The organism is Methylopila turkensis (assembly GCF_027922325.1).
Classification (GTDB): domain Bacteria; phylum Pseudomonadota; class Alphaproteobacteria; order Rhizobiales; family Methylopilaceae; genus Methylopila; species Methylopila turkensis.
In genome coordinates, this window is the sequence record NZ_BSFL01000004.1 from 32,038 (window position 1) to 49,125 (window position 17,088).

Annotated in this window: 14 protein-coding genes; 6 read left to right on the forward strand and 8 right to left on the reverse strand. The window is 71.4% G+C overall.

Annotated elements, in window-relative coordinates; all coding sequences use genetic code 11:
- Positions 1-21 precede the first annotated feature (21 nt).
- Positions 22-2,757 (forward strand): TIGR02302 family protein, encoded by a 2,736-nt coding sequence (locus PKE78_RS16565; protein ID WP_271202040.1) that lies wholly within the window; start codon positions 22-24, stop codon positions 2,755-2,757.
- Between the two features lie 189 nt (positions 2,758-2,946).
- On the opposite strand, the gene PKE78_RS16570 is transcribed toward PKE78_RS16565, so the two are convergent.
- From PKE78_RS16570 to hemE, 8 genes are all read right to left on the reverse strand, one after another.
- Entirely contained in the window at positions 2,947-6,075 is a 3,129-nt protein-coding gene (locus PKE78_RS16570; RefSeq protein WP_271202041.1) for an efflux RND transporter permease subunit, read from the reverse strand.
- A 5-nt stretch (positions 6,076-6,080) separates the two neighbouring features.
- Positions 6,081-7,388: an efflux RND transporter periplasmic adaptor subunit gene (locus PKE78_RS16575; RefSeq protein WP_428981287.1), complete on the reverse strand. Its 1,308-nt coding sequence runs from the start codon at positions 7,386-7,388 to the stop codon at positions 6,081-6,083.
- Positions 7,385-8,005: a TetR/AcrR family transcriptional regulator gene (locus PKE78_RS16580; RefSeq protein WP_271202114.1), complete on the reverse strand. Its 621-nt coding sequence runs from the start codon at positions 8,003-8,005 to the stop codon at positions 7,385-7,387. Before PKE78_RS16580 ends, PKE78_RS16575 begins: the two co-directional genes overlap by 4 nt.
- Positions 8,006-8,365: 360 nt before the next feature.
- Positions 8,366-8,995 (reverse strand): TPM domain-containing protein, encoded by a 630-nt coding sequence (locus PKE78_RS16585; protein ID WP_271202043.1) that lies wholly within the window; start codon positions 8,993-8,995, stop codon positions 8,366-8,368.
- A complete protein-coding gene (locus PKE78_RS16590) occupies positions 8,989-9,783 on the reverse strand; it encodes a TPM domain-containing protein (RefSeq protein ID WP_271202044.1) in 795 nt (264 codons plus the stop codon). Before PKE78_RS16590 ends, PKE78_RS16585 begins: the two co-directional genes overlap by 7 nt.
- A gap of 168 nt (positions 9,784-9,951) precedes the next feature.
- Positions 9,952-11,217 carry a transcription termination factor Rho gene (rho, locus tag PKE78_RS16595; RefSeq protein ID WP_271202045.1) on the reverse strand — a complete coding sequence of 422 codons (1,266 nt, stop codon included), beginning with the start codon at positions 11,215-11,217 and terminating at the stop codon, positions 9,952-9,954.
- Positions 11,218-11,499: 282 nt separating this feature from the next.
- A complete protein-coding gene (gene hemJ, locus PKE78_RS16600; protein ID WP_271202046.1) occupies positions 11,500-11,928 on the reverse strand; it encodes a protoporphyrinogen oxidase HemJ in 429 nt (142 codons plus the stop codon).
- A 39-nt stretch (positions 11,929-11,967) separates the two neighbouring features.
- The gene (gene hemE, locus PKE78_RS16605; protein ID WP_271202047.1) at positions 11,968-13,023 is read right to left on the reverse strand and encodes a uroporphyrinogen decarboxylase; all 1,056 of its coding nucleotides are present in this window, start codon (positions 13,021-13,023) and stop codon (positions 11,968-11,970) included.
- A gap of 389 nt (positions 13,024-13,412) precedes the next feature.
- Between hemE and PKE78_RS16610 the strand changes: the two genes are divergently transcribed.
- Genes PKE78_RS16610 through dnaQ form a run of 5 tightly spaced genes read left to right on the forward strand, consistent with a single transcriptional unit; the run spans position 13,413 to position 17,084 of the window.
- On the forward strand, positions 13,413-14,279 hold the full coding sequence (locus tag PKE78_RS16610; protein ID WP_271202048.1) for a pyruvate, water dikinase regulatory protein: 867 nt from the start codon (positions 13,413-13,415) through the stop codon (positions 14,277-14,279).
- Positions 14,280-14,326: 47 nt separating this feature from the next.
- Complete coding sequence (locus PKE78_RS16615; RefSeq protein WP_271202049.1) at positions 14,327-14,941, forward strand: Maf family protein; 615 nt, start codon at positions 14,327-14,329, stop codon at positions 14,939-14,941.
- Positions 14,938-15,774 carry a shikimate dehydrogenase gene (locus PKE78_RS16620; RefSeq protein WP_271202050.1) on the forward strand — a complete coding sequence of 279 codons (837 nt, stop codon included), beginning with the start codon at positions 14,938-14,940 and terminating at the stop codon, positions 15,772-15,774. The genes PKE78_RS16615 and PKE78_RS16620 overlap by 4 nt, the downstream gene beginning before the upstream one ends.
- Before the next feature lie 3 nt (positions 15,775-15,777).
- Complete coding sequence (gene coaE, locus PKE78_RS16625; protein WP_271202051.1) at positions 15,778-16,371, forward strand: dephospho-CoA kinase; 594 nt, start codon at positions 15,778-15,780, stop codon at positions 16,369-16,371.
- A gap of 5 nt (positions 16,372-16,376) precedes the next feature.
- A complete protein-coding gene (gene dnaQ, locus PKE78_RS16630) occupies positions 16,377-17,084 on the forward strand; it encodes a DNA polymerase III subunit epsilon (RefSeq protein ID WP_271202052.1) in 708 nt (235 codons plus the stop codon).
- The last annotated feature ends 4 nt before the right edge of the window (positions 17,085-17,088 follow it).

Sequence of the window (17,088 nt, forward strand, 5' to 3'; positions counted from 1 at the left end):
GACCACGCTGGAGACCGGCGTTTGAACGATGCTCCGACCGATCCGCGCGGCGCGCGCGGGCCTCTGATCGACCGTCTCGCCCGCCGGGCGGGCCTCGCGCTCGCCTGGGAGAGCGCCTGGCCGCCGCTCGCCGCCGCGCTCTGCGTCGCGCTTCTCTTCCTGAGCGTATCCTGGTTCGGCCTGTGGGACGCGCTGCCGCCGCTCGGGCGCATGGCCGGCGTGGCGCTGTTCGGCCTCGCCTTCCTCGCCGCGCTCACCCCGCTGCTGCGCGTCGGCGCGCCCGGCCGTCGGGCCTCGCTCGCGCGCATCGACCGCGCGACCGGCCTCGCCCACCGGCCGGCCACCAGCCTCGACGACCGGCTGGCGCCGCTCGGCGACGATCCCTTCACCCAGGCGCTGTGGCGCGCGCATCGCGAACGCGCCGACGCCGACGCCCGCAAGCTGAAGGTCGGCGCGCCGGCGCCCCGGCTCGCGGCCCGCGACCCGTTCGCGGTCCGCTTCCTGGTCGGCCTCGTGCTGGTGGTCGCCTTCGCCGTCGCAGGCTCCGACCGCGGCGCCCGCGTCTCGGCCGCCTTCGACTGGACGACGCCGGCGGCCGAGGCCGCTCCGGCCCGGATCGACGCCTGGGTGACGCCCCCGGCCTACACCGGCCGCCCGCCCGTCTTCCTGACCGCAGGCCGCCCCGGCGGCGCGAGCCCCGCCGACGCGCGGGCCGCGGCCGTTCCCCCGGCCGCGGAGGTCGGCGAGACCCTGCGCGCGCCCACGGGCTCGATCGTGGTGGTGCGCGGCTCCGGCGGCCCGGTCGAGGTCTCGGCCGCGGGCGCGCTCGAGCCGGTGGAGCTGCCGGGCCGGGTCGCCGACGGCGTGACCGAACGCCGGTACCGCCTCGCCGGCGACGCCGAGCTCAAGGCCGGACCCGCCGGCGAGGCCGGGCGGAGCTGGCGCTTTTCCGCGATTCCGGACGCCGCCCCTTCGATCGCGCTCGACGGCCCGCCGCAGCGCAACGCGCGCGGCAGCGCGACCATTTCCTACGAGGTGAAGGACGATTACGGCGTCGCCTCCGCCGAGGCGCGCTTCGCGCTGAAGGAGACCGCCCCGGCGAAGACGGCGGAGGGCGAGGAGCCGGCCGAGCGCCGCCCGCTCTACGAGGCGCCGAAGCCGCGGCTCGCGCTGCCGAAGGCGCGCGCCCGCGAGGGCAAGGCGCAGACCTCGCTCGACCTCGCCGAGCACCCCTGGGCCGGCGCCGAGGCGGTGATGACGCTTCACGCGCGCGACGAGGCGGGCCAGGAAGGCGCGAGCGCGCCGCAGCCGCTGCGGATCCCGTCGCGGGTCTTCGCCAATCCGCTCGCCCGCGCGCTGGTCGAGCAGCGCCGCGAGCTCGCGCTCGACGCCAACGCCAAGCCGCGCGTCGGCGAGGCGCTGCAGGCGCTGATGCTGTTTCCCGAGGAGTTCACGCCGCAGTCCTCGGTCTACCTCGGGCTGCGCACCGCCTACCGCCGGCTCGACATCGCCCGCAGCGACGACGAGCTGCGCGACGTCGCCGACTATCTCTGGGAGATGGCGCTCCGGCTCGAGGACGGCGACCTGCCGCAGGCCGAGAAGGAGCTGCGGCAGGCCGAGGAGGCGCTGCGCAAGGCGCTTGAGGACGGCGCTTCCGAGCAGGAGATCGCCAAGCTCACGCAGGACCTCAGGCAGGCGCTCGACAAGTTCATGAAGGAGCTCGCCCAGCGGGCGCAGCAGCAGCCGAACCAACAGGCCCAGCGCAGCCCGAACGGGGCGCAGGCGATCCGGCCGGACGACTTGCGCAAGATGATCGACCGCATGGAGCAGATGGCGAAGAGCGGCTCCCGCGAGGCCGCGCAGCAGGCGCTGAACGAGCTGCGGCAGATGCTCGACAACCTCCAGACCGCGCAGCGCCAGCAGGCCGATCCCAACGCGCAGGCGCAGCAGCAGCAGATGGACAAGCTGCAGGACATGATCCGCGAGCAGAACAAGCTCAGGGACAAGACCTACCAGCAGTATCGCCAGCAGGAGCGGGCGCAGCAGAACCAGCGCCAGCCCGGCCGCCGCCAGCAGCAGCAGCAGAACCAGCAGGGCCAGAACGGCGAGGAGATGCAGGCCCTCGCCGAGCAGCAGCGCGAGCTGCGCGAACGGCTCGACCAGATGATGCGCGACATGCCCCAGCAGGGCGACCCGCAGCAGGGCGAAGGCGAACAGGGCGCCGAGCAGCCCGGCCAGCAGGGGCAGAACGGCGAACAGCCCGGCCAGCAGGGTCAGGGCCAGCAGGGACGCCAGGGCCAAGGCCAGCAGGGTCAGCAAGGCCAGCAGGGCCAGGGCCAAGGTCAGGGCGAGAACGCGCTGGGCGAGGCCGGCCGCAGCATGGGCGACGCCCGCGGGGCGCTCGGCCAGGGCCAGACCGGCCAGGCGCTGGACGATCAGGGCCGCGCGCTGGAGCAGCTCCGCAAGGGCGCGCAGGCGCTCGCCGAGCAGATGCAGCAGCAGGGCCAGCAGGGCGGCCAGCCCGGCCAGCAGGGCCAGCCGGGACAGCAGGGCGCCGAAAACGGCGAGGACGGCCGCGACGATCCGCTCGGCCGCCCGGTGCGGCGCCGCGAGAGCGACGGGACCACCACCAAGGTGCCCGGCGAGATCGAAGCCCAGCGCGCCCGCCGGGTGCTGGAGGAGCTCCGCCGCCGGCTCGGCGAAAGCGAGCGCCCCCGCGACGAGCTCGACTATCTCGAGCGCCTGCTGACGCCGTAGCGCGGGGTTTTCACGGAACCGCCATCAGGCCCGCGCATGCGCGCCATCCGGTTCGGAACGTCCGTCGCCTGCAACGCGAACCAAGCCCCCTCACCCGGAGGGCTTACGCCCTCCGGGTGAGGGGGAGCGACGATCGCAATCGACGCCCCGCTTCGACCCCAGATCAGCCGGCGCGAAGACGGCCCCCGCCTACTCCGCGGCGCGCAGCCTCGGGGGCGCTTCGGCGGCGGCCTCATCGCCGGGCTCGTCCGTCGGGCCGACGAAACGGCCGAAGACGCGGACGAAGATCCGGCGGAGATCGTCCATGATGGTGAAGACCGCCGGCACGAACACGAGGCTGAGCACGGTCGAGGCCAGCAGGCCGCCGATCACCGCGATCGCCATCGGCGCGCGGAACGCGCCGCCCTCGCCGAGCGCAAGCGCCGAGGGCACCATGCCCGCGGCCATCGCGACCGTGGTCATCACGATCGGCCGGGCGCGCTTGCGGCCGGCGTCGACCAGCGCCGCCGTTCGGTCCACGCCGCGCGCGATCTCCTCGATCGCGAAGTCCACCAGCAGGATGGCGTTCTTGGTGACGATGCCCATCAGCATCAGGAAGCCGATGACGACCGGCAGGCTGACCGAATTGCCGGTGATCAGCAGCGCGACGAACGCGCCGCCGATCGACAGCGGCAGCGACATCAGGATCGTCACCGGCTGCACCACGTCGGCGAACAGCAGCACCAGCACCGCGAACACCAGCAGCACGCCGGCCGCCATGGCGATCGCGAAGCCGGAGAACACCTCGTTCATGATCTCGACGTCGCCGAACTCCTTCAGCGTCACGCCTTCTGGCAGGTTCTTGGCGGCCGGCAGCGCCTTCACCGCCTCGAGCGCGGTTCCGAGGGCGACGCCCGGCGCGAGGTCGCCCTCGAGCGCGACGCGGCGGTCGCGGTCGTAGCGGTCGAGGCTGGTCGGGCCCTTGCCGAAGCTCACCTCCGCCACCGCGGAGAGCGGCACGCTGCCGCCGGCGTCGCGCCGCACCCGCAGGTTCTCGAAGGTCGAGATGTCCGTGCGGGCGGCCTCGTCGAGCTGCACCCGGATCGGGATCTGCCGGTCGACGGCCGAGAACTTGGCGAGGTTCTGCTCGATGTCGCCGATGGTGGCGATGCGCACCGTCTCCGCGATCTGCGCGACGGAGACGCCGAGCATCGCCGCCTCGTCGAGCTTGGGAACGATGCGGATCTCGGGCCGGTCGATCGCCGCGGTCGAGACCACGTTGAGCAGGCCGGGCACAGACGCCCGCGTCTGCTTCTCGAGCTCGACCGCCGCCTTCTCCACCGCTTCGCCGTCCGCGCCGGACACGATCAGCGAGAAATCACGCTGGCCGCCGTCATTGCCGAAATTGGTGCGGATGTCGGGGATTTTCGCGAGGTCGTCGCGGATCGTGGCCTCGAACCGCTTCTGGGTCAGGTCGCGTTCGGAGCGGGGCTTGAGGTTGATGATCAGCACGCCCTTGCGCACCTCGCCGGTCGCGACGGCCATGCCGCCGGCCGCCTCCGACCCGATCGCGGCGTAGACCGAGGCGACCTCGGGCCGCGCCTTCAGCAGGGCGGTGATGCGCTGGCCCACCTCCTCCGACTGGGCGAGGGTCGAGCCCGGCGGCAGCTCGATCTTCAGGATCGAGCGCGAGGTGTCGTTCTCCGGCAGGAAGCCGGAGGGCAGCAGGCCCGCCAGCATGATCGACCCCACGAACAGCGCGACGCCGGCCCCGACCGTCACGAAGCGCCACCGCACCGACCAGGCCAGCAGCCGCGTGTAGAAGCGCATGATCAGCCCGTCGCGCTCCTCCTGCGCTTCGTGGTCGCGCAGGAAATAGGCCGCGAGCAGCGGCGTGATGAGCCGCGCGACCAGCAGCGAGAACGCGACCGCAACCGCGACGGTGATGCCGAACTGCTTGAAGTACTGCCCCGCGATGCCGCCCATGAAGCTCACGGGCAGGAACACCGCGATGATGGTGGCGGTGGTCGCGACCACCGCGAGGCCGATCTCGTCCGCGGCCTCGATCGAGGCGCGGTAGGCGGATTTGCCCGTGCGCATGTGGCGGACGATGTTCTCGATCTCCACGATCGCGTCGTCGACCAGGATGCCGGTGACGAGCGTGATCGCGAGCAGGCTGACGCCGTTGAGCGAGAAACCCAGCGCGTCCATCACCCAGAAGGTCGGCAGGATCGACAGCGGGATCGCAAGCGCGGAGATCAGGGTCGCCCGGAAGTCGCGCAGGAACAGGAACACCACCACGACCGCGAGCGCCGCGCCCTCGATCAGCGTGTGCATGGCGCTCTCATAGTCCGCCTTGGTGTAGCGGACCGTGGTGTCGATCAGCGTGAGCGCCACCTCGGGATGCGCCGCGGCGAACTCGTCGAGCTTCTTCTGCGCCGCTTCCGCCACCACCACGTCCGAAAAGCCCTTGGCGCGGTAGATGCCGAAGGAGACGATCGGCTTGCCGTCAAGACGGGCCGCGGCGCGCGGCTCGGCGGCGCCGTCGCGCACCGTGCCGAGGTCGGACAGCCGCACCTCGCGCCCGCCGGGGAGCGAAATCCGCGTGGCCGCGAGCCGCTCCACGGTCAGCGCGCCGGCGAGCGTACGCACCGTCTGCTCCTGCGTGCCGACCTGTCCGCGGCCGCCCGCGAGATCGACGTTGGTGGCGCGGAGCTGCGCGTTGACGTCCGCCGAGGTGACTCCCAGCGCCTGAAGCCGGGCCGGATCGAGCGCCACCCGGATCTCGCGGTCGACGCCGCCCTCGCGCCTCACCTGCGAGACGCCGCGCACGCCCTGCAGCACGCGGACGATGCGGTCATCCACGAACCAGCTCAGCTCCTCCGGCGACATCGCCGGCGCGTAGGCGGCGTAGGTCGCGATCGCCATGCCTTCGACGTCGATGCGCTGAATCAGCGGCTCCTCGATCGACTGCGGCAGTTCGCTGCGTATCTTGGTGACGGCGTCGCGGACGTCGTTGACCGCGCGGTCGACCTCGGTCTCGAGCTGGAACTCGACCATCGTCAGCGAGACGCCGTCGCTGATCGACGAGGTGATGTGCTTGACGCCCGCGAGCCCCGCGACGGCGGTCTCGACGCGTTTCGTCACCTGCAGCTCGAGCTCGGTCGGCGCCGCGCCGGTCTGCGTGATCGTGACGGAGACAAGCGGCAGGTCGATGTTGGGCATCCGCGTCACCGGCAGCGACGCGAACGAGAACAGGCCGATCGCCGTCAGCACCACGAACAGCACCAGCGGCGGGATCGGCTTGCGGATCGACCAAGCTGAGACGTTGAGCGCCATCGCCGTCAGTTCCTCGCCGAGGCCGACACGCCTTGCGCCTCGACCGGCGCCACGCGGTCGCCGTCGCGCAGGAAGCCGCCGGCGCGGGCGATCACCGCCTCGCCGGCGGAGACGCCTTCGAGAATCTCGACGCCGTCGCCGTCCTGCAGGCCGAGCGTGACCCGGCGCTCGGACACCGCGCCGTCCGTCACCACCTGCACGATCGCGCTGTCGGCGCCGTAGAGCACGGCGGACTGCGGCACGGTCACGCCCTGGCGGCGCGCGGTCTCGATCCGGCCCCGCGCGAACAGGCCCGGCCGCAGCACGCCGTCGACCGGCAGCGCGACGCGGACGACGCCGAGCCGCGTCGCCGCGTCGACGGTCGGCTCCACCAGCCGCACCCGGCCCTCGAACGGCTTCGGCGATCCCGCCGCCATGACCCAGGCCGGCTGGCCGGCGCTGATCGCGTGAAGGCGCGTCTCCGTCGCCTCCGCCTTCAGCTCGATCTCGCCGTCGCGCACGATCTGGAACAGCGGCTCTCCGCCCATGCCGACGATCTGGCCGACCCGCGCGGTGCGGCTCGCCACCACGCCGGCGGTCGGCGCCCTCACCTCGGTGCGGGCGAGCCTGAGCGCGATCTCGCGCCCCTGCGCCTCCGCCAGCGCCTTGTCGGCCTGCGCCACCTTGAGGTTCTGCCTCTGCGCCCGCACCCGCGCCGCGGCCACCTCCGACGCGGTCTGGCGCGCCTGCAGCGTCTCGCCGGTGACGTTGCCCGAGCTCCGAAGCTGCTCGGCGCGCTTCAGCGCGGCGATCGCCTCCACCTGCGAAGCCTCGGCCTCGGCGATGGCGGCCTCCACCTGCGCGATGGCGGCTTCGGCCTTGGCGATCGCGGAGGCGTTCTGGAGCGCTTGCGTCTCCAGCATGTCGCGATCAAGCCGCGCCAACACCTGGCCCTGGGCGACCTGGTCGCCGACGTCGACGAGGTATTCGTCAAGCCTCAGCCCGTCGATCTGCGGGCTCACCAGCACGTCGTCGCGGGCGACGAGCGTGCCGGTGACGGTCTCGATCTGCGCGATCTCGCGCCGCGCGGCGATGGCGACCGTCACGGAGATCGGCTTCGCCGCCGGCGCCGCGGACTCGGCCGCTTGCGACGGCGTCTGCCGCTCGGCGGCGTAGCGGGCGAACTCGTCCTTGAGCAGGAAGGCCGCCCCCACCGCCACGGCGAGGCCGAGCACGAGCCAAGGCCATCGCCGCCGCCGTCGAACGGGCGGAGGGGCGTGCGCCGTCTCGGACATTGGCTGGCCGGACGGGCGCGGGCGCATCGGCGCGTTCATCGCAGAGCCCCCGCAGGCGCGGCGAGGAAGCTGCGCACCGCGCGCTCGAACATGACCAGCAGATCGTCCACGCCGGCGATCCCCTCCAGGCCCATGCGCAGAAGGAGGCCGTCCGCGAGCGATGACAGTAGGCGCACGGCCGCCGCCGCGTCGAGGGCGGGATCGACCTGCCCGAGCGTCTGGCCGCGCTGGATCACCCGGACGAGCAGGTCGTGGATCTCGCCTTCGCAGCGCTGCGTGATGGCGTTGACCTGCGGATTGCGCGCGGCTTCGGCGCAGAGCTCGATGAAGATCGGCATGCCGCCGGTCTGCAGGTTGCCGGTCAGGAAATCCCTGCCCGCCTGCACCAGCGCGCCGACCACGTCGTCGGCCTCAAGCAACGGCGCCAGCATCGCCGGCGCCTCGGCGCGGTCGCGCTCGACGATCGCCTCGATGATGGCTTCCTTCGACGGGAAGTAGCGGTAGAGCGCGCCCGGGCTCATGCCGGCCTCGGCGCAGATCGCCTGCATGCCGGTGGCGTGGAAGCCCCCTTGCGCGAAGCACGTCACCGCCGCGTCGAGAATCCGCCGCCGCTGGTCCTGCTGCCGGCGCGCGCGCGGGCCGATCACCGGGCTCATGTCGTTCAAGGCGGATATCCCAGTGAGAGCGAACGTTCGTTCGCATTTCATAGCGGAAGCGTCGCGCTCCGTAAAGATGCGACCCGGCGGCCTGCGGTCCCGGCGCTCGGGACGGCGCTGCGAATGCGAAATCCGGCTGGATGAGAGACGCGCCGAACGCGCGTCGTCGTCCTTCGGCTTCCGGAGGACCCATCGTCTACGTCACGCTCCGCGTCGGAGATGGATGGTCCGGTCGAGGCGGACCATGACGAAGGATCAGGCGGAGAGCGAGCCAGTACCGAACCTGCCGGCGCGAGGAACGCGCCCGAACCCGCAGGCCGCCGCATGCGTCGGCATGACGATTTGGAGGCGCAGGCGTCGTCAGCGGACGATCGGTTCGTCCGGCAGTTCGTCGCCGACGCCGGGCTGCGGCGGCAGGGCGTCGGCGAGGGCCTCGCCGCAGCGCGCCACCGCGGCGACGATCCCGTCCGCGATCCGCCCTTCCCGCGCCGCCTCGACCACCAGCGCCACTTCCTCGCGCCATGTCTCCGGCGCGACGGCGTCGTGCACGCCGGAATCGGCGATGACCTCGACCCGCCGGTCGGCTGCCGCGACATGGAGCAGGACGCCGGTGCGCCCCAGCGTGCGGCCGAGGCCGAGGTCGTCGAAGGCCTGCTCGGCGGCGCGATGGGCCGCACTGTGGGCGGCGATGCGTCCGACGCGAAGCGCGCGGCGAACCCTTGACGACGAGGCCAGCGCCGCGAGCAACGCGAACACGAGCGCCTGCCCGATCACGATCGCCTCGAGCCGCAGGCCCAGCCAGTCGAGCGGACCGGCGGCCGCGATCGCGACGCCGCCCGCGGCGATCAGCGCGACGGTGGCGTCGGCCTCCTCGCAGGGCGCGGTCTCGACCACCACCACGATCTCGGCGGAGGTGCGCGCTTCCGCGGCGCGCACGGCCGCCGTGATCCGGTCACGGTCGGCGGGGGACAGAGCCGGCTGCGTCACCATCCGCCCGAGGCCCCGCCGCCGCCCGAGGAGCCGCCTCCCCCGCCGGAGAACCCGCCGCCCGACGACGATCCGCCGGACCAGGAGCCGCCGCCCATCGGCGGTCCGCCGATGATCCACGGCGCGGCGCGACGGCGACGGCCGCCGCCGCTTCCGCCGCTCCGGATCGCGCGCCAGAACACGTAGAGGAAGAAGAGGATGAAGCAGACGGTGATCGCGGCCGAGATCAGCGATGCGGTCTCGTCCTCGCGTTCGAGCGCGGCGGCGCGCGCCTTGTAGTCGTCGGAATGGCCGGAGAACACCGCCATGACGTCGTCCGCGCCGCGGATGACGCCGCCGGGAAAATCGCCGGCGCGGAAGCGCGGCAGGATAGCGTTCTCGATGATGAGGCGCGAGACCGCGTCGGTGAGTTCGCCCTCGAGCCCATAGCCGACCTCGATCCGGACCCTGCGGTCGTTCGGCGCCACCAGCAGCAGCGCGCCGTCGTTGCGCGCCTTGTCGCCGAGCCCCCAGGCCCGAAACAGACGGTTGGCGAAATCCTCGACCGAGGTCCCCTGCAACGACGGCACGGTCGCGACCGCGAGCTGGCGGCCGGTCGTGTCCTGAAACGTCTTGAGTTTCTCGGTGAGCGCCGCCTCGGCCTCGGGCGGCAGGATGTCGGCCTGGTCGACGACGTAGCCGGAGAAGGGCGGGAACGAGAGTTCAGCCCTGACCGGCGTCGCGGCCAGCAGCAGGGCGGCGCCGACGAGACATGCCGCGATCAGCCGACCGAAGGAACTCAGAGCCGCCATGAGCGCATCTGGAGCATGGCCGCAAGCTTCCGACAAGCCGTCATCCCGGCCGCAGCGGAGCGGACAGCCGGGATCGCCCCAAAAATGAGACTCCGCAGTGGCGTCTTCTCCGGAGAACGATCCCGGCTCGGCCTTACGGCCGTCCGGGATGACGCGCCGGAGGCCCGATCAGGTGTTCATGGACTCGAAGAAGTCGGCGTTGGTCTTCGTCGACCGCAGCTTGTCCAGCAGGAACTCCATCGCGTCGACGGTGCCCATCGGGTTCAGGATGCGGCGGAGCACATACATCTTCTTGAGGGTGTCGGCCGGAACGATGAGCTCTTCCTTGCGCGTGCCCGAGCGGGTGATGTCCATCGCCGGGAAGGTGCGCTTGTCCGAGACCTTGCGGTCCAGGATGATCTCGGAGTTGCCGGTGCCCTTGAACTCCTCGAAGATCACCTCGTCCATGCGGCTGCCGGTGTCGATCAGGGCGGACGCGATGATCGTCAGCGAGCCGCCTTCCTCGATGTTGCGCGCCGCGCCGAAGAAGCGCTTCGGGCGCTGCAGCGCGTTGGCGTCCACGCCGCCGGTCAGCACCTTGCCGGACGAGGGCACCACGGTGTTGTACGCCCGGCCGAGACGGGTGATCGAGTCCAGCAGGATGACGACGTCGCGGCCATGCTCGACGAGGCGCTTGGCCTTTTCGATCACCATCTCGGCGACCTGCACGTGGCGCTGGGCCGGCTCGTCGAAGGTGGAGGAGATGACCTCGCCCTTCACCGAGCGCTGCATGTCGGTCACCTCCTCCGGCCGCTCGTCGATCAGCAGCACAATGAGGTAGCACTCGGGATGGTTGGCGGCGATCGCGGTCGCGATGTTCTGCATCATGACCGTCTTGCCGGTGCGCGGCGGCGCCACGATCAGAGCGCGCTGGCCCTTGCCGAGCGGCGCGACGATGTCGATCACGCGGGTCGACATGTCCTTCTTGGTCGGATTGTCGATCTCCATCTTCAGCCGCTCGTCCGGGTAGAGCGGCGTCAGATTGTCGAAATGGACCTTGTGCCGGACCTTCTCCGGGTCGTCGAAGTTGATCGTGTTGACCTTGAGAAGCGCGAAGTAGCGCTCGCCGTCCTTCGGGCTGCGGATCTGGCCCTCCACCGTGTCGCCGGTGCGAAGCGAGAACCGGCGGATCTGGGAGGGCGAGATGTAGATGTCGTCGGGGCCGGGCAGATAGTTGGCGTCCGGCGAGCGCAGGAAGCCGAAGCCGTCCTGCAGCACCTCCACCACGCCGACGCCGATGATGTCGGTCTCGCGCGCGGCGAGCTGCTTGAGGATCGCGAACAGCAGCTCCTGCTTGCGCAGCGTGCTGGCGTTCTCGACCTCGAGCTCCTCCGCCTGGACGAGGATTTCGGTCGGCGACTTGGCCTTGAGATCGGAAAGCCTGACTTCGGGCATCGTGAGCCTTCGGGAGATTGAATCCGACGGGAAGCGGTGGTCGGAGAGCAGTCGCGTGGAGGGGGATCAGTTCAGGCGCTTCCGGCGCGCGGCGCCGAAACGTCGCCGCTCATTCGCCGTCATGCCGTTCGCCGAATGGCGGGCATGTATCCGCAGGCGGGTTTGTCCGGCCGCTGGACTGGACCGAACGCCTGGACTCTGCGTGGGAACGCAACCGTCTTAACCCATTCGCGGCGGCCGCGACAAGAGGCGGCTGCGCGAATTCGGCCGGACCGCGCGAGATTAGAAAGGCTTCACGATCACAAGTACGACGATCGCGACCATGAGCAGCGTGGGGACCTCGTTCGCGATGCGGAAGAACCGGGTCGAGCGCCGGTTGCGGTCGGCCGCGAAATCCTTGACCCAACGCGACATGGCGCCGTGGAAGCCGGACAGCGCCAGCACCAGCGCGATCTTGCCGTGCAGCCAGCCGGAACCGCCCCAGCCGCCGAGCCACAGCAGCGCGAGGCCCGCGAACCAAGTCACGATCATGGCGGGCGTCGCGATCGCCTTAAGCAGGCGGCGCTCCATCACCTTGAAGGTCTCGGAGGTCGGAGACCCTACGGGCTCCATGGAATGGTAGACGAACAGCCGCGGCAGATAGAGGCTCGCCGCCATCCACGCGATCACCGCGACGACGTGGAGCGCCTTGATCCAGGGGTAAAGGTCCATCGCCAGGTCCTTAGGCCTTAGGCGACCGCGCGTCGAGGGTCAGCCTCGCCGCACCCGCGCGACCATCTGGGCGACATGCTCCGGCGGGGTCTCCTGCCGCACGCCGTGGCCGAGGTTCACGATCAGGGGCCCGTGGCCGAGATCGGCCAGAACGCCGTCCACGGCCGCGTCCAGCGCCGCGCCGCCCGCGACCAGCGCGATCGGGTCCACGTTGCCCTGCAGCGCGACGCCCGCCGGCACGGCGGCGCGCGCGGCGATCCGGTTCTCGGCGGTGGCGAGCCCGAAGGCGTCGGCCGGGACGGCGGCGGCGAAATCGGCGAGCTTCGCGCCGGCGCCGCGGGCGAAGGCGATGAGCTTCACCTCCGGCGCCGCCGCCTTCACCTTGGCGCAGATCGCGCGTATCGGCTCCGTCGACCAGCGCGCGAACTCGGCCGGCGGCAGGTCGCCGCTCCAGCTGTCGAACACCTGAACCGCCTGCGCGCCCGCCCGGACCTGCGCCAGCAGATGCGCGACGGAGGCCTCGACCAGCCGGTCGATCAGCGCCTGGAACGTCTCGGGCTCGCGGTAGGCGAGCTTGCGGGCGGCGGCCTGCTCGTCGCCGCCGCGGCCGCCGACCATGTAGGTCGCGACGGTGTAGGGGGCCCCGCAGAAGCCGATCAGCGCGACCTCCGGGTCGAGCGCGGCCCGCACCCGCGCCACGGTCTCATAGACCGGCGCGAGGAAGCCGAGGTCGATCTCCTCGCGGAGCCGCGCGAACTCGGAAAGCGACGCCACCGGGTCGAGCCGCGGCCCCTCGCCTTCGACGAAGCGGACCTCCTGCCCGAGCGCGTGTGGCACGACGAGGATGTCGGAGAACAGGATCGCGGCGTCGAGCGCGAAGCGCCGGATCGGCTGCAGCGTGACCTCGGTCGCGAACTCCGGCGTGTAGCAGAGATCGAGGAAGCTGCCGGCCCGGGCGCGAAGCTCGCGATACTCCGGCAGATAGCGGCCGGCCTGGCGCATGAGCCAAACGGGAGGAACCGTCTGGACCTCGCCGGAGAGCGCTTTCAGGAAGCGGGATTCGGCGCCTGCGGCGGAGGTCGCCGACCGGTTCATCACAGCACCGCCCACCGGCCCTGCTCCTCTCTAGATTCTAGAATCGACTCTTCTGCTTCTTTTTCTAGGGGTGGGCATTACAGCCGTTCCGGCATGTCCACAAGCCGCCCACATCTTGGCCCGCGTTAACCATCCGTTAAGACCTGTGGCGGGCGCTCGTCCAGCAGGGCGTTAACGAGTTCTTCACCATTTCCACGCGAACGACCTCCGGCGCCGTCCCGGATGCGAGCGGTGTTGATGATTTCGGCCGTCTCGGCGAAAGTCGGCGTGAGCCCGAGCGCGGCGGCCGGATCATCCACAGTCGTCCACCGCTCCACACACGGCCCGCCACCGTCCGAACGCCGCTCCGCGCGTCCGGTTCCTCCGCTTGCGAAAGCCCGTTCCGCCCCATGCCGCCGGACCGCCGTTCGTTCCATTTCCACCTCGTCTCGGACTCCACCGGCGAAACGCTGGTCGCGGTCGCCCGCGCCGCCGCCTCGCAATACGCCGACGTCGCGAGCCTGGAGCACGTCTATCCGCTGGTGCGCTCGTCCCGACAGCTCGACCGGGTGCTGGGCGAGATCGCCGACGAGCCCGGCATCGTGCTCTACACGCTGGTGGACGAGGAGCTGATCGGGACGCTGGAGGCCCGCTGCCGCGAGCTCGGCTGCCCCTGCCTCTCGGTGCTGGAGCCGGTGTTCACCCTGCTCCGGTCCTATCTCGGGGCCGAGCAGAACAAGCTGCCGGGCGCGCAGCACGTGCTGAACGCGGACTATTTCAAGCGCATCGACGCCCTCAACTACACCATGGCCCATGACGACGGGCAGTACGCCGACGACCTCGGCGACGCCGACGTGGTGCTGCTCGGCGTCAGCCGGACCTCGAAGACTCCGACCTCCATCTATCTGGCGAATCGCGGGGTGAAGACCGCGAACATCCCGCTCATCCCCGATCTTCCGCCGCCGCCCGGGCTGCAGGGCCTGCGGAAGCCGCTGATCGTCGGGCTGGTGGCTTCGCCCGAGCGGATCGTCGCCATCCGCCACAACCGGGTGCTCGGGCTTGAGGGCGCCATGCCCGGCCGGCTCCAGGACGGCTCCTATGTGGACCCGGAAGCGGTCGCGGCCGAGCTCAACGCCTCCCGCCGCTTCTGCGCCCGGCACGGCTGGCCGACCATCGACGTGACGCGGCGGTCGATCGAGGAGACCGCGGCCGCCGTGATCGCGATGCTGACCGAGCACCGGGCGAAGCGTTTCGCCGAGTCGATCGCCACCACCTGACCCGCGCTCCGCCGCCTGCGTTTGGTTTCTCTGATCCGGACCCGTTCATGACCCTTTGGTTGCCGTCGTCTCCGCTGCTGCTCGCGTCGAAGAGCGCGATCCGCGCCAAGGTGCTGAGCGACGCCGGGCTCGCCGTCGAGACGACGCCGGCCGACATCGACGAGCGCGCGGTTGAGGCGGAGCTGACCGGAGACGGCGCGACGCCCGCCAACGTCGCCGGCGCGCTCGCCGCGGCGAAAGCCGTCAATGTCTCGCTCAAGGCGCCCGGCCGGCTCGTGGTCGGGGCGGACCAGACGCTTTCGCTCGGCTCCGAGCGCTTCACCAAGCCCGCGGATCGCGAGGCCGGGCGCCGCCAGCTCGCGCGTCTGTCCGGGCGCACGCACACGCTGTCCTCCGGCGTCGCGCTCGCCATGGACGGGGTCGCGCTCTGGACCGAGGTCGACGAAGCCCGGCTGACGATGCGGACCCTGTCGGAGACGTTCATCGAGAGCTACCTCGACGCGGCGGGCGAGGGCGCGCGGACCAGCGTGGGCGGCTACCAGTTCGAGGGCGTCGGCGCGAATCTGTTCGAGCGCGTCGAGGGCGACTTCTTCACGATCCTCGGCCTGCCGCTGCTGCCGCTGCTCGCGGCGCTCCGCCGGGCGAAAGCGGTCGCGGCGTGAGCGGTTTCCCCCGCGCCTGCGTGCTCGGCTGGCCGGTCAGCCAGTCGCGCTCGCCTTTGATCCACAACCACTGGCTGGCGACCTACGGCCTCGCCGGGGGTTACGAGCGGGCCGAGATCGCGCCGGCCGAGTTCGAAAGCTTCGTCCGCGGCCTTGGCGGCGCCGGTTTCGTCGGCGGCAACGTCACCGTGCCGCACAAGGAGGCCGCGTTCCGGCTCGTGGACGAGGCGGACGCCAGCGCCGCCGATCTCGGGGCGGTGAACACGCTGTGGTTCGAGGACGGCCGTCTGGTTGGCGGCAACACCGACGGCGTCGGCTTCGTCGCCAATCTCGACGAGGCGGCGCCGGGCTGGGAGGGAGAGCGGAAGCTCGCGGCGGTCATCGGCGCAGGAGGAGCGGCGCGGGCGGTGGTGCACGCCCTCGGGACGCGGGGCTTCGAGCGTGTCGCCGTGGTCAACCGCACGCGCGAGAAGGCGGAGGCGATCGCCCCGCTCGCAGGCCGGGCGGGCGTCGCCGGCGGGCTCGACGATCTGTGGCGCTTCCTTCCGGACGCCGACCTCGTGGTGAATGCCACCTCTCTCGGCATGGCGGGAAAGGGCGCGCTGGAGGTCCATCTCGGCGAGCTGCCGGAGCGGGCGGTGGCGACCGATCTCATCTACGTGCCGCTCGAAACGCCGTTCCTGGCGGACGCCCGCGCCCGCGGGCTCCGGACGGTGGACGGCCTCGGCATGCTGCTGCACCAGGCGGCGCCGGGCTTCGAACGCTGGTTCGGCGTGCGGCCCGACGTGACCCCGGAACTGCGCGCGCTGGTCGTGGCGGACATCGGGGGCTGAACGGTGATCGTCATCGGCCTCACCGGCTCGATCGGCATGGGCAAGTCCACCACCGCGAGGCTGTTCGCGGAGGAGGGCGTTCCCGTGCACGACGCCGACGCCACCGTGCACGCGCTCTACTCCGGCGCCGCGGCGCCGCTGGTCGAGGCGGCGTTCCCCGGCGTGACCCGCGACGGCGTGGTCGACCGCAAGGAGCTGGGGACGAGGGTCATCGGAAAGCCCGAAGCGCTCGCTAAGCTGGAAGGGATCGTCCATCCTCTGGTGCGTGCGGCCGAGGCCGAGTTTCTGGCTGCGCGACGGGCCGGCGGCGCCGGAGCCGTGGTGCTGGACATCCCGCTGCTGTTCGAAAGCGGCCGCGTTGGCGACGTGGATCTCGTCGCGGTGGTGAGCGCCGGCGCCGAGGAGCAGCGGCGCAGAGTTCTGGAGCGACCGGGAATGACCGAGGAGACGTTCCGAGCCGTGCTCGCGCGCCAGACGCCGGACGCCGAGAAGCGCGCCCGCGCCGACGTGGTGATCGACACCTCGCGCGGGGTGGAGGCGGCGCGCGAGCAGGTGCGCGCTCTGCTCGCCGGCCTCAACGACCGCCCGAAGGACTGACACGAATGCGCGAGATCGTGCTCGACACCGAAACGACAGGCCTCGACCCGCTGAGGGGCGACCGGATCGTCGAGATCGGCTGCGTCGAGCTCTTGAACCGGATTCCGACCGGATCGCACTGCCACATCTACATCAATCCCGAGCGCGACATGCCCGAGGAGGCGTTCCGCGTGCACGGGCTGTCGTCAGAATTCCTCGCGGACAAGCCGGTGTTCGCGGATGTGGTCGACGAGTTCCTCGCCTTCATCGATGAGGACGCGCTCGTCATCCACAACGCCGCCTTCGACGTCGGCTTCCTGAACGCCGAGCTGAAGCGCGTCGGCAAGCCCGAGATCGGCAATTACCGCGTTATCGACACGCTGGCGCTGGCGCGGCGCAAGAACGCCGGCGGCTCGAACTCGCTGGACGCGCTATGCCAGCGCTACGGCATCGACAATTCGCGCCGCACCAAGCACGGCGCGCTGCTCGACAGCGAAATCCTGGCGGAAGTCTATCTGGAGCTGCTCGGGGGCCGTCAGGCTTCGCTTGGCCTATCGCCGCTCGACGGCCGCGGCATGGGGGCGCGCGAGAAGCTCGCCCCGCGCCCGACGCCGCTCGCCCCGCGGCTGTCGGCGAAGGACGTCGAGGAGCACCTCGCGTTCATCGCGACCTTCGGGAGCGAGCCGATCTGGCGGGAATATCTCGTGGCGCCGGACGCCGTCGCGGCGGAGTGAGGCC

What these genes read in the sequence shown, in the direction of transcription:
- PKE78_RS16570 (WP_271202041.1), bottom strand. Translation starts at nt 6,075, where the DNA reads ATGGCGCTCAACGTCTCAGCTTGGTCGATCCGCAAGCCGATCCCGCCG.
- PKE78_RS16575 (WP_428981287.1), bottom strand. Translation starts at nt 7,388, where the DNA reads ATGAACGCGCCGATGCGCCCGCGCCCGTCCGGCCAGCCAATGTCCGAG.
- PKE78_RS16580 (WP_271202114.1), bottom strand. Translation starts at nt 8,005, where the DNA reads ATGAGCCCGGTGATCGGCCCGCGCGCGCGCCGGCAGCAGGACCAGCGG.
- PKE78_RS16585 (WP_271202043.1), bottom strand. Translation starts at nt 8,995, where the DNA reads ATGGTGACGCAGCCGGCTCTGTCCCCCGCCGACCGTGACCGGATCACG.
- PKE78_RS16590 (WP_271202044.1), bottom strand. Translation starts at nt 9,783, where the DNA reads ATGGCGGCTCTGAGTTCCTTCGGTCGGCTGATCGCGGCATGTCTCGTC.
- rho (WP_271202045.1), bottom strand. Translation starts at nt 11,217, where the DNA reads ATGCCCGAAGTCAGGCTTTCCGATCTCAAGGCCAAGTCGCCGACCGAA.
- hemJ (WP_271202046.1), bottom strand. Translation starts at nt 11,928, where the DNA reads ATGGACCTTTACCCCTGGATCAAGGCGCTCCACGTCGTCGCGGTGATC.
- hemE (WP_271202047.1), bottom strand. Translation starts at nt 13,023, where the DNA reads ATGAACCGGTCGGCGACCTCCGCCGCAGGCGCCGAATCCCGCTTCCTG.
- PKE78_RS16610 (WP_271202048.1), top strand. Translation starts at nt 13,413, where the DNA reads ATGCCGCCGGACCGCCGTTCGTTCCATTTCCACCTCGTCTCGGACTCC.
- PKE78_RS16615 (WP_271202049.1), top strand. Translation starts at nt 14,327, where the DNA reads ATGACCCTTTGGTTGCCGTCGTCTCCGCTGCTGCTCGCGTCGAAGAGC.
- dnaQ (WP_271202052.1), top strand. Translation starts at nt 16,377, where the DNA reads ATGCGCGAGATCGTGCTCGACACCGAAACGACAGGCCTCGACCCGCTG.